At 35.3% G+C, this 13777-nt stretch carries 8 protein-coding genes, 2 pseudogenes and 1 other annotated feature; all 10 genes and pseudogenes read left to right on the forward strand.

Annotated features, from left to right (window positions below; all coding sequences use genetic code 11):
• Positions 1-358: 358 nt before the first annotated feature.
• A pseudogene (locus ACYPXO_RS04535) lies at positions 359-616 on the forward strand (GNAT family N-acetyltransferase); the annotation flags it as partial.
• Positions 617-754: 138 nt separating this feature from the next.
• Complete coding sequence (locus ACYPXO_RS04540; protein WP_459639640.1) at positions 755-1207, forward strand: GNAT family N-acetyltransferase; 453 nt, start codon at positions 755-757, stop codon at positions 1205-1207.
• Positions 1208-1230: 23 nt separating this feature from the next.
• Positions 1231-1608 (forward strand): hypothetical protein, encoded by a 378-nt coding sequence (locus ACYPXO_RS04545; protein WP_459639466.1) that lies wholly within the window; start codon positions 1231-1233, stop codon positions 1606-1608.
• A 79-nt stretch (positions 1609-1687) separates the two neighbouring features.
• On the forward strand, positions 1688-1885 hold the full coding sequence (locus ACYPXO_RS04550) for a hypothetical protein (RefSeq protein WP_459639467.1): 198 nt from the start codon (positions 1688-1690) through the stop codon (positions 1883-1885).
• 18 nt (positions 1886-1903) lie between these two features.
• Positions 1904-2710 (forward strand): annotated as a pseudogene (locus ACYPXO_RS04555) (DUF3592 domain-containing protein); the annotation flags it as partial.
• A 27-nt stretch (positions 2711-2737) separates the two neighbouring features.
• Positions 2738-3160, forward strand: coding sequence for a DUF5301 domain-containing protein (locus ACYPXO_RS04560; protein WP_459639468.1), 423 nt, complete (start codon positions 2738-2740; stop codon positions 3158-3160).
• Between the two features lie 136 nt (positions 3161-3296).
• Positions 3297-3518: a binding site (T-box leader), on the forward strand.
• A gap of 76 nt (positions 3519-3594) precedes the next feature.
• The gene (gene pheS, locus ACYPXO_RS04565) at positions 3595-4614 is read left to right on the forward strand and encodes a phenylalanine--tRNA ligase subunit alpha (RefSeq protein ID WP_459639469.1); all 1020 of its coding nucleotides are present in this window, start codon (positions 3595-3597) and stop codon (positions 4612-4614) included.
• A gap of 116 nt (positions 4615-4730) precedes the next feature.
• Positions 4731-7148, forward strand: coding sequence for a phenylalanine--tRNA ligase subunit beta (pheT, locus tag ACYPXO_RS04570; protein ID WP_459639470.1), 2418 nt, complete (start codon positions 4731-4733; stop codon positions 7146-7148).
• 260 nt (positions 7149-7408) lie between these two features.
• On the forward strand, positions 7409-12973 hold the full coding sequence (locus tag ACYPXO_RS04575; protein WP_459639471.1) for a beta-N-acetylglucosaminidase domain-containing protein: 5565 nt from the start codon (positions 7409-7411) through the stop codon (positions 12971-12973).
• 115 nt (positions 12974-13088) lie between these two features.
• Positions 13089-13772: a class I SAM-dependent methyltransferase gene (locus ACYPXO_RS04580; protein WP_459639472.1), complete on the forward strand. Its 684-nt coding sequence runs from the start codon at positions 13089-13091 to the stop codon at positions 13770-13772.
• Positions 13773-13777 lie beyond the last annotated feature (5 nt).

The following is a 13777-nucleotide window of genomic DNA, read 5'->3' on the forward strand; positions in this document are numbered from 1 at the left end:
TCCTCCTTCAGTGCGGTACCTACATTGTACCATGATTTTTCTTATAAGGAATTCTCATTTTGACTTGTACTATTTATATTCTAACACCAGTATGTCCCTCAAGCGAGATGGAGTGAAACGAAATCGAGTTTGAACAGTATTGCGTAAACGGAATAATCTTCAAAGAAAAGGTATTATTGTTTGTGTCATTTTTGTGGTGAATGGTGTAAATAATTATGAAGTATGATATTATGAGGAAGTAAAGAAAGGTGAATTTGGAGGTAGTTGATATGGAATTGGTATTTAAACCATTAACGCAAATTCATGCACTGGAAATCGCAATGAGTGGAAATATAATGATATTTATTCTTTTTATGATATGACTGCTGATATAGAAGACTACGAAGAATTTATTGATGAAGATTTGAGAAATCAAAATGACTATTATGAAGCATTGGAAAACAATGAATTAGTTGGATTTTTTTGCATTATCCAACAAAACTCATTAATCGAAATTGGTCTTGGGATGAAACCGGATCTTTGTGGTAAAGGTAAGGGAAAACAATTTGTAAAGCAAATTATAAATTTTTTGGAGTATAATTACAAATTTGATAAACTCATTATGAATGTAGCGTTATTTAATCAAAGGGCCATTAAAGTATATCATTCATGCGGATTCAAGGATTTTGAAATTACAAGTCGCAATTCTAATGGTGGAATATATGAATTTTTAACATTGGTTAAAAGGTATAAGTTAGAATTTGAGGAGGAAAATATGAAAGAATATACCTATGTTACTTTAAGACAAAAACCAGAATTAAAAGAAGAAGCTGCCGCATGGTTTCATGACAAATGGGGAGTGCCACAAGAGGCTTATCTAGAATGTATAGAAGCCTACCTTAATAATGAAACAGAATATGGTTGGTATTTTTGCTTAGACAGCGGACGCATTGTAGGCGGTCTTGGAGTAATCGAAAATGATTTTCATGACAGGAAAGACCTTACGCCAAATGTATGTGCGGTATATACTGAAAAGGATTATCGTTGTCAAGGAATTGTGGGAAAATTACTTGATATAGTCGTGAAGGATATGAAGTCCAAGGGAATAACTCCAATCTATTTAATTACAGACCATACAAGTTTTTATGAAAGATATGGTTGGGAATTTTTGTGTATGGTTCAAGGGGACGATGAACTTGATATGACAAGAATGTATATTCATAGATAAATTTAATGTTGTGGAGGTATATTATGTTTGGGTTTAAGAAAAAAGAAAAGAAACCACTTTTGATTAAAGTGAAAGATGTGTTTTCGATCATCAAATCGGATTACGATGAAGGAATTGCTTTTTGTTTAATTGATTTTAATTTGGAAGGAAATCTCTATACAATGGGGGCGGTGCTTATTCCGAACAGCGAAGAAAAAAAGGAAAACATATATTTTGTTTTTGAAGAAAATCGTTATAATACTTATGAAGAGTTTACAGAAAACGTTAAGATTGACGGAAGGAAACTTTTCGATGCAGATACGATTATAGAAGTTGTGTGTGCGGGAATTATTGACGGAGAACCAATGATAAGAAGTCCTTGGGGAGATACCCGACTAGCGAAAATGGCAATTGCAGACTGATTTTAAAATTATAAATGATATGAAGAATTGGAAAATATGATATTCTATTATGTAAGGAAATGAAAAGAGGAGATAGGGTATGAAAAAGGGTACGATTTTTACAATACTTTTCCGATTATTAGGAATAATAGCGTTAATTTCAGGTATCCGCCTGATTGGTGGAGGCATTTATAATTATGTAGATGAACATAACCGGAAAGATTGGGTTCCAACAATAGCATATGTTACGGATGTATCCGGTGAATATTCAAGTTACGGAGGAGTGAAAGGTGCTTGACGAAGCCGTGTTGACTATGAAATTACTTATCAGTATGAGGTTGACGGAAAAGAATATTCCGACAAACTTTATAACAGAAGTGAGATAATGGAAATTGGCGATGAAGTAGAGATAAAGTATGATCCTGATGCACCGCAGGACTCTACCGACATATTAAAGCCTAGCGTTAAAAATTTGATTGTGTTTTTAATAGCCGGAGTAATGTTTACAACAGCAGGATTTTTCCTTTCGGGTGTTTGGGCATTATTGCAAAAAATACGGCATAGAGGAGAACCGGAAGAGGAAGAAATTCTTCCGCCGGAAGAATATGTATCGCCTGAGGAGAGAAAAAATATGGCTTCAAAACCTTCGGCATCTATTGGTAGCAGAATTGTAGTCGGTATGATTGTTTTCGTATGTATATTTTTAGGAATAAAATGCTTTTCGGGAGTTCGCTCTATAGATGCAGAAGAGTTTTCAGAACTTGTTCAGGAGGCAGGGTATATTACTACAGATACAACAGAAACGTTAAGTCAGGAATGGAAAGTCGGTTCGATGCTTAAAGAGGCGGTTTCAATTAATGAAGATAATATACGAATGGATTTTGTTGTTATGGATACGAATGCCAGTGCAGATGCGTTATTTAACGGTATGACGCTTCCGCTGTCAAACGGAGATGTGGAAGAACGTAAAGGAAGAGTTCATGAATTATATTCTATAGAAAATAAAGAATTATATATTGCCAAAATCCGTATTAGTGATACGGTAATATACACTTCCGTTCGTGCAGAATATAAAAATGAAATTGTGAAATTGTTGGACAAACTGGGGGATTGGAAAGAATAAATAAAAATATTTTGGAGGAGATAAAAGATGAATAAAAAGAAAAGAAACGAGATTATTTCAATTATTGTAGTGCTGTTAGTTTGTGTTGTATTATATGTTTTTTTTATGAATAAAAACATCTACACATTAAATATTCCGAAAGTGGACGATTTAAGTAGTATATCATTAAAAAGCGGAAGTGTGACGAAGGAAATTACAGATGCAAAGACTATGAAAGATATGGTTTCGCTACTAAATGGAAATGGAAGAATGACTAAAGAAGAAAGTGTAAATGATGCCCCTGTCGATGTAGAACAACCGATAAAAGTGGAATTAATTTTCAAGGAGAAAGATTCTTCTATTATTTATGTGTATGAAAAGAAAGATTGCTATTATTTGGAGCAGGCATACAATGGTGTTTATGAAATCAGCGAGGACGAGTACAATAGTTTAGAGAAATATCTACAATAAATTGTGACTAAACAAATTAATATTGATTCAGGTGAAAATTCAAAGTTGAAGATGTAGTCAACATGGGGGATAATTAAAAATAAACATCTTGACATTACGTTTTTGTGTGATAGAATAATGAATGGATTTATATAATAAAAAGGTAATGAATGTGTTAGTAGAGAACCGTTTTCTAGCAGAGAGGGGAAATCATTGGCTGAAAGTTTCCTTAAGTTCAGACGGCAATTGAATTTCCCACAGGAACCGCAGTTTTGAAGAAAGCATTTGTGTAGAAACTGACGTATTTGCACGTTACGCAAACCGAGAGCCTGTCTGCGACAGGAATTAGGGTGGTACCGCGATTAACCTCGTCCCTTTTGGGACGGGGATTTTTTTATGATATAGGAAAAATACATTCTATGAAATCAAAGTGTTTTATGAAAGGAGATAAAATAATGAAAGAAAAGTTACAGAGCATTCAGGAAGAAGCCGTTCAGCAGATTCAGGCCTCTGAAGTGCCGGAAAAATTAAATGAGGTAAGGGTAAAATTTTTAGGGAAAAAAGGTGAACTGACAGCCATTTTAAAAGGAATGAAAGATGTTGCACCGGAAGATAGAGCAAAAGTAGGGCAGTTAGTAAATGAAACAAGAGCAACAATCGAATCTCTTTTAGAAGAAAGAAAAACAAAAATGGAAAAAGAGATTTTGGAAAGAAAGTTAAAGGAAGAAGTTATTGATGTTACACTTCCTGCAAAGAAAAATACAGTTGGACACCGTCACCCGAATACGATTGCATTAGAAGAAGTGGAAAGAATTTTCGTTGGTATGGGATACGAAGTTGTGGAAGGACCGGAAGTAGAATATGATGAATATAACTTTGAAAAATTAAACATTCCGGCTGATCATCCTGCAAAAGACGAACAGGATACTTTCTATATTAATAAGGATATTGTACTTCGTACACAGACTTCTCCGGTACAGGCTCGTGTTATGGAACAGGGAAAATTGCCAATCCGTATGATTGCACCGGGAAGAGTTTTCCGTTCAGATGAAGTTGATGCGACACATTCACCTTCATTCCACCAGATTGAAGGACTTGTAATTGACAAAAATATTTCTTTCGCTGACTTAAAAGGAACTTTAGAAGTATTTGCAAAAGAATTATTCGGACCGGAAACAAAAACAAAATTCAGACCTCATCACTTCCCTTTTACAGAGCCAAGTGCGGAAGTAGATGTTACTTGTTTTAAATGTGGCGGAAAAGGCTGCCGTTTCTGTAAAGGTTCAGGCTGGATTGAAATTTTAGGATGTGGTATGGTACATCCGCATGTTTTGGAAATGTGTGGAATTGATCCGGAAGAATACAACGGATTTGCGTTCGGTGTAGGATTAGAGCGTATTGCTTTACTGAAATATGAAATAGATGATATGAGATTATTATATGAAAATGATATTCGCTTTTTGAAACAATTCTAATGGCGAAAGTTGTAATTCTAAAAAAAGTATAAAAAGGGACAGGGCAAAACTCAATTAGGGACGTAGTAAAACTTAAAAAGGGTACGTCCCAAATTAAAGAAAGGAAGAAAAAGAAGATGAATACATCATTATCATGGATTAAAGCATATGTGCCGGAACTTGATGTGACAGCACAGGAATATACAGATGCGATGACACTTTCAGGAACAAAAGTAGAAGGGTATGAAGTGTTAGACGCTGATTTAGAAAAGATTGTAATCGGGCAGATTGAAAAAATTGAAAAACACCCTGACGCAGATAAGTTAGTTGTTTGTCGGGTAAATGTCGGAGAGGAAACAGTTCAGATTGTAACAGGAGCAAAAAATGTCTTTGAGGGAGCAAAAATTCCGGTTGTTTTGGACGGTGGACGCGTTGCCGGCGGACATGATGGAAAGAAAACTCCGGGAGGAATTAAAATTAAGAAAGGGAAACTTCGTGGTGTGGAAAGTTTCGGTATGATGTGTTCTATCGAAGAACTTGGTTCTACAACAGAGATGTATCCGGAAGCGGCAGAGGACGGAATTTACATTTTTGAAGATGACGCTGTTGTAGGAAGCAGCGCAATTGAGGCGCTTGGAAGAAATGACGTTGTATTTGAATACGAAGTGACTTCAAACCGTGTAGACTGTTTCAGCGTAATCGGAATTGCAAGAGAAGTAGCGGCAACATTTAGAAAAGAATTCTGTCCTCCGGTCGTAAAAGAAACAGGGAATGATGAAGACGTAAATGATTATGTGAAAGTGTTAGTGGAAAATACAGACTTATGTCCTCGTTACTGTGCAAGAATGGTGAAAAATGTAAAAATCGAACCGTCACCAAAATGGTTACAGAGAAGACTTGCGTCAGTTGGTATTCGTCCAATCAATAACCTTGTTGATATTACAAACTATGTTATGGAAGAATTTGGACAGCCTATGCACGCATATGATATGTCAACAATCGCTGGAAATGAAATTGTAGTAAAAACAGCGCAGAGCGGAGAAAAATTCGTTACTCTGGATGGGCAGGAAAGAGAAATGGACGAGTCTGTATTAATGATTTGTGACAGAGAGAAGGCAATCGGTATCGCCGGAATTATGGGTGGAGAAAATTCTATGATTACAGAAAATGCAGATACTGTTTTACTTGAAGCAGCTTGCTTTGACGGAACAAATATCCGTAAATCAAGTAAAAAAGTCGGACTTCGTACAGATGCTTCAGGAAAATTTGAAAAAGGACTTGATCCGAATAATGCAAAAGCAGCAATTGATAGAGCGTGTCAGTTGATTGAAGAATTGGGAGCGGGCGAAGTTGTAGGAGGAACGGTTGACGTTTATGGTAAGGTGAAAGAACCTGTTCGTGTACCATTTGATGCCGAGAAGATTAATGTAATGTTGGGAACTGATATTTCAGAAGAAGAAATGCTAGGTTATTTTGAAAAAATCGGCTTGGAATATGATGAGGAAGCAAGAGAGGTGATTGCACCGACATTTAGACACGATTTATTCAGACTTGCAGACCTTGCGGAAGAAGTGGCTAGATTTTACGGATACGATAACATTCCTACAACACTTCCAAGAGGGGAAGCGACAACAGGAAAATTATCATTTAAACTTCGCATTGAAGAAGTGGCAAGAAATATCGCAGAATTTTGTGGTTTCAGTCAGGGAATGACATATTCATTTGAAAGCCCAAAAGTATTTGATAAATTATTAATTCCTGCTGAGTCGAAATTAAGAGAAGCAGTGGAAATTATGAACCCATTGGGAGAAGATTACAGCATTATGCGAACAACTTCTTTAAATGGAATGCTTACATCATTGGCAACGAATTATAATAGAAGAAACAAAGATGTGCGTCTATATGAATTAGGAAATATCTATCTTCCAAAACAACTTCCGGTAACAGAATTGCCTGAAGAACGTATGCAGTTCACACTCGGTATGTACGGAGATGGTGATTTCTTTACAATGAAAGGTGTTGTAGAAGAATTTTTTGACAAAATCGGTTTACATGAGAGAGAAACATATGATCCGAATGCAGAGAAAACATTCTTACATCCGGGACGTCAGGCAAATATTATTTATGGTGGAAAAGTAGTCGGATATCTTGGAGAAGTTCATCCGCAGGTTGCAGATACTTACGGCATCGGAACAAGAGCGTATATTGCAGTGTTAGATATGCCTGAAATTGTGGATTTGGCTACATTTGACAGAAAATATGAAGGCATTGCAAAATATCCGGCTGTAACTCGTGACATTAGCATGGTTGTACCTAAAGAAATTTTGGTAGGACAGATAGAAGAAGTGATTGAAAAGAAAGGCGGAGAATATTTAGAAAGTTATCAACTTTTTGACATCTATGAAGGCTCACAGATTAAGGCGGGATTTAAGTCGGTTGCCTACTCTATTGTATTCCGTGCGAAAGATAAAACATTGGAAGAAACGGACGTTACAACAGCAATGACAAGAATTTTAAAAGCCTTAGAGGAAATGGGAATAGAATTAAGACAGTAGACTTAGAACGCTTGCACAAAAAAAGTGCAAGCGTTTTGTGCATTATATCTAAAGTGTAAAGATGTTATTGAAAGGAAATGGAAAATATAGTATAATTTAAACAAAATCATATGGATTGTAACTATTGAATTAGGCAAGACCAAGAACAGTATATTTGACTCACTTTTTCAGATTGGACAAGATGTTTCAAAATGTTTTTGGTCTTTTTTTTGAAGAAAAGAATTTACCGAAAAGATAGTCGATTCAGGAAAGGAAAATTTATGAAAAAGATTTTAAAACGTATCTTAACAGGCGTGCTTGCTGTTGCTATGGTACTCACTATGATGCCGATTTCAACACCGACAGTACAGGCAGCGGAAGATAAGACAACTTATGAAATTTATCCAAATCCACATGAGATGTCTTATCAGGACGGCGAATTTGTTATTCGTCAAGAGGTAAATGTCGTTTTTGAAGAAACGATTGATTCTGTTACACAGAAAAGAATGAATGAAGTTTTGGCTTCAAAAAACAAGAAAGTAACTACTTCACAGAAAAAAGTGGAGGGAAAAACAAACATTTTAGTAGGTACATATAATTCAAAAGGATATGTAGATACTTATGTAAAAGAGCACTACAATGTTGCTGCAAGTTTGTTTGAAAAATTTGGAGCAAACTTTGTTGCTTCTAACAATGGAGAAATCGTTGTATTAGGACGTGATACAGATGCAGCGTTCTATGGTATCACATCTTTAAAACATATCTTTAATCAGATGAACGGTTCAACAATCCGCAACTTTACGATTAAAGATTATGCAGACACCAATATCCGTGGATTTATCGAAGGATACTACGGAATTCCATGGTCTAATGAAGACAGAATGTCTTTGATGAAATTCGGTGGAGATTTTAAGATGACTTCTTATATCTTTGCTCCAAAGGATGACCCATATCATAAAGAAAAATGGCGTGAAGAATATCCTGCTAAAGAACTTGCAGAAATTACAGAAATGGTAAAAGTGGGAAATGAAGCTAAATGCCGTTTTGTGTGGACAGCACATCCGTTTATGGGTGGATTCAATGCCAATAATGCAGATGCTGAAATTCAGGCATTGTTAAAGAAATTTGAACAGTTATACAAAGCAGGAGTGCGTCAGTTCGGTGTACTTGGCGATGACGTAGGACAGTTAAATAAAGACATTGTTGTTAAAATGATGAAAGAAGTATCTAAATGGGCAAAAGAAAAAGGTGACGTATATGACACTGTATTCTGTCCGGCAGGTTACAACCATTCATGGCAAGGAGATTACTCTGAGTTAAATAAATATGATAAAGAATTTCCTGAGGATATTAAAATCTTCTGGACAGGTGAAGCGGTATGTCAGCCGGTTGAACAGAAAACATTAAACCATTTTAGAACACACAACCTTAACGGACAAGCAAAAAGAAGAAGTCCTTTATTCTGGTTAAACTGGCCGGTAAATGACATTAATGGTCAACGTTTGATGATGGGAAAAGGTAGTCTTTTGCATACAGATATTACACTGGAAGACTTGGCGGGTGTTGTAACAAACCCTATGCAAGAGGCGGAAGCATCTAAAGTTGCTATTTTTGCAGTGGCAGATTATGCTTGGAATGTAAAAGCGTTTGATGATGATAAGAGTTGGGAAGATTCTTTCAAATATGTAGATGCACAGGCTTCAGAAGCATTACATACATTATCAAAACATATGTCTAATCCACAACCGAATGGTCACGGACTTGTATTAGCTGAATCAGAAGAATTACAGCCATTGATTAATAAAATCAATACGCAGTTAACAGCAGGAAAATTAGTTGACGCAGATGCAAAACAGATGATTGCAGAAATGCAGACAATCATCGATGCTTGCAAAGAATTCCATGCGCAGAGTAAAAACGCAAACTTAAAGAAAGAATTGAAACCGTTTACAGGTTCTTTGGCAGATTTGGCAAAAGCTATTCAGGAATATGTCAAAGCAGAGATGGCAGTAGAAGCAAAAGATATGTTCACTGCATTTAACCACTATAATACAGGTTACAGTGCATTATTAAGCAGTAAGAAACATGAGAGAAAAATGCTTAATGGTTCTGCTATGGTTAGCCCTGGATCAACACACTTAATTCCATTGGCTGATAAATTACAGAAAAAATTATCAGGTCCTGTGAATGACTATGCAACAGGTGGAGTAGGTTCACAGCAAGTGGAAATGACAGCTACATCTAATATTAGTGGTTGGCATCAAGGACCAATTGGAAATATTATCGATGGTAATGACAAAACACATGCATGGGCAAATACAGAAGAAAAAGTTGGACAATATTTCCAAGTAGCATTTAACAAACCAGTAACTGTATATGGTATTCATATCATCAATGGTGCAAACCAAGATAATAAGCATCAGGATACATTCGGTACAGCACAGTTGAAATACAAAGTTCAAGGATCTGAAGAATGGAAATTGGTAAGCCAGGATACTTATAGAGATTATGCAGAATTTGTTGATGTAAGCCAGATTGAATTGGAAAATGTTGTTGCAGTTCGCTATGAATGTACAGAAAAAGGCAGTGGAAACAAATGGCCTGCAATGCGTGAATTCAAAGTATCTACAATACCTGAAAATGCAGAAAACTTTACAAAAACAGTTATTCGTACAAGTAATGCAGAAGGCTGGTCAGTTTCTTCAGGAAAAGAAACAAATGTAGTAGACGGCGATTTAAACACAAATGTACACTATAATGTAAGACAGCAAGGAGATCCAGTAAATACAACTATTGTCGGTGATTATGTTGGGGTAGAATTATCTAAACCAATTGTATTAGGAAAAATCAATATTACACAAGGCAGAGATGATAATGATGGAGATTATTTTACAGATGCAGATTTAGAGTATTCAATGGATAAAAATAAATGGACAACAATTAAAAACTTTAAAAATGCAAGAAAGATTTCTGTAGACGTTTCAGATCAGAATATTACTGCAAAATATGTACGTTTAGTGAACAAAAAACAACAACCGACATGGATTGCAATGCGTGAATTTGATGTAGATGCAAAAATCTTCCATAACGGAAAAGTATTTACAAACGTGGATAAATACAAAAAACATACAGCAGATTATCTTGCTGATACAGCAGAGGTAACACCGATTGATAATGTGACATTAGCAAAAAATGAATACATTGGATTGAAATTGGATAGAATTCATGAATTGGCAGAGATTACAAGTAAATTATCAGATGAAAATTTAACTGTTCAACTATCTAAAAACAATGTAGAATGGAAAGATATTAACGTAAAAGAAAGCAAAGCAACAAAAGTGACTGATGATGCACGTTATGTTCGTATTATTAATAAAACAGAAAATGCTATTACATTTAATGTGGAAAAATTCGCTGTAAAAACAGTAGAAATTTATCCGAAATCAGTAAAAGAAACAAACTACAGCGAAATTGAAAATCCATTAAATGTATTTGACGGAGATATTACAACAGCAACACATTATAAGAATAGTCAGACGCAAGGAAAATTCTTTACTTATGATTTAGGACAGGAAATCGACTTAAAAACATTTAAAGTTGTATGTCGTGACAGTGAACATGACTTCCCACGTCATGCAAAATTCTCTGTATCTACAGATGGAAAAACATGGGAAGAAATCATGACTTTAGGAAATCAGGATAAGGACAACGAAGGAGAATCAGCAGGTTCAGACCATATCAATACTGTTTTACCTACACATGAAATTTCTTACAATGTGAAGAAAGAAACAAACATCAATAAAAAAGCAAGATACTTGAAATTTGAAATTACAAGAAATAAATCTGGTAGTGATAAATGGGTGCGTTTCAATGAGCTTGAAATCAATGACGGCGAATTTATGCCATCAGAAAACAACCCAACATACAAATCAGATGCTGAAGAAACAAGAGATGGTTTATTCAGAAATATGTCAGACGGTGACATTGCAACAATGTTCGTGCCAAGCAAAGACAACGGATATGTACAGTACTCACTTTCTGATAACACAGATGTAAATACAATTAAAGTTTTACAGAATGCATCGGCAATTTCTAATGCGACTGTAAAAGCACGTGTATGGGAAAATGGAAAAGACAAATGGGTAACAGTTGGTAAGTTAAGCCAGTCTTATAATGAATTTGTTCTTCCAAATAATACTGTTTTACTTGATGTAAAAGTAGAGTGGAATAAAACAACACCAAACATTACTGAATTATTAACTTATAAGTCAGAATATAAAGCAGCAGATAAGAATGCATTAAAAGTATTAATTGACAGCAAACAGGATACGACAAGATGGACAACATCTACTGCAAAAGTATATGCTGATGCTTATAAAGCGGGACAGGAAGTAATGACTAGCGAAAATGCTTCACAGGATTCTGTAAATAATGCAGTAACAGCAATCAACAAAGCGATTGAAGGAAAACAGTTAAAAGGTGATATTTCTGTACTGGAAACAATCGTTAAAGATGCTTATAAAGATGCCGATACATACACAGCAAAAACATGGGCTGTATATGAAAAAGCAATCAATGCTTGTAAAGTAGCAATCGAAAACAAAGATGATACATCTGAAAAAGATGTAGAAACATTGAAAAAAGCAGTGGAAGATGCAAAAGCAGGATTAGTATACAATCCAACAAATCAAGAAATGGCTTCGATCGCAGTTGAAGAAGCAAATGCCTTTATCGCATCTATCACAAATCCGGAAAAGGTATATACACAGAACTCATGGAAAGCATATGTTGATGCTAAAAAAGAGGTAGAAAGTTTATTAGAAGAAAACAAAACAACACCACAGCATCCGGATAAATTTGAAGCAGCATTAAATAAATTAACTGCAGCAAAAGAAAACTTAGTTGCTTTAGGTGAATTACCTGCATTAATTGCAGAATTTGATGCAATTAAAGATTCGTCTATTTATACAGAAGAATCATTTGGTGCGTATAGAACAGCAGTAGACAATGCACGTCAGTTGCTTCTGAACGGAACAAAAGAAACTATCGCGGAAGCAATCAAAAATATTGAAACTGCGAAAGCAAACTTAAAATTAAATGGAAATGTAAACGCATCAAAAGTGGAGGCGTTATTAAAAGAATTGAAAGATTTAACAGCAGGAGATTACACAGAAAAATCATTTAACGAGTTACAGAAAGTAGTAACTGAAATTGGAAACAAAGATTTATCTGCTTTAAGTCAGGAAGAATTACAGAATTGCTTCAATCAGTTAAACGATGCAAAACAGAACTTAGTATCTGTAAAAGCATTAAAAGAAGCAATCGCTTCAGCAACAACATATCCGGCAGATAAATATACTGCAAATAGTTATAAAGTATTAACAGATGCAGTCGCAAGTGGAAAAGCATTATTTGCAACTGGTACAAAAGAAGAAGTAAGTAAAGCAACAGATGCTATCTACAAAGCAATGAAAGGTTTGGTTGTAAGAGCAAATGCTGATGAAGTGAAAGAGTATGTTGAGTCTATCGTAGAAAAAGACTTAAGCAAATACACAGAAGAAAGTGCCAAAGTATACAAAGACGCTTTAGCAGTATTAAAAGATATGTTAAATGATTTAGACAATGTTTCGGCAAAAGCATTCGCACAGGCGAAAGCAAACTTTGAAAAGGCAGAAGCAGGTCTTGTAGTAAAAACTACAACAAAACCAAACAATAAACCAAGTCAGAACAACAAACCGGTAAAAACAGGTGATACAGCAAACAGCGTATTCCCAATGTTAGTTATGATTGCAAGTTTAGCAGTTGTAGGCGGCGTTCTCGTATTTAGAAGAAAAAGAACTAAATAATACAAAGTAAATGTAGAGAAAAGAGGTTTCTAAATAGAAATCTCTTTTCTTTTGATGAAATTTCTCGGAGAAAATGTTATAATTACACCATATTGTGAAAAGGGAGAGAGTTTCGTTGAGCAGAAATACGATGAGAAAGTTATTGGAGCAGCCGGCAATGTACAAATATATGCCTGATGTGTTTGGAAAACGAATACTTGAGATTGGATGCGGTTACGGAAGAAATTGCAGATATTTTGCTGAAAATGGTGCAGTTAAAGTGCTGGGAACAGATATTTCCGGAAAAATGCTTCAGACTGCGAAAAGAAAATCTTTAGGGCAGCCTATAGAATATCGCTTGTTAGAGCCGGAAAATACAGTAGAAACGGAAGAGAAATTTGATATGATATACAGTTCTTTTGTTTTTCATTCTGTAAAGCATTTTGATAAATTCATTGCAGAATTAAAGGATTTGTTACATAAAGGCGGCATTTTGCTTTTTTCTCAGAAGCACCCGATTACAACGGCAACTATAGACAGAAAGTCCGGCTGGAATTATAATGAATGGGGAAAAGAAATTTCTTATACATTTTCAAATTATCATCAATCGGGAAGACGAGGGTCCGGTTGGTTTATTGATGATGAGATTATTTATCACAGAACAATGGGGGAAATCATAACGACACTTGGACAGAACGGTTTTTGTATAGAAATTGCAGACGAAACAAAGCCAAGTCCTTTTTTATTAAAACAATATCCGAAGTTGGAGAGAGAGATGTTAAAACCGGCCTTTTTGATTATACGGGCGAGAAAGATATAGAGGAA

Source organism: Faecalimonas canis (genome assembly GCF_054601575.1).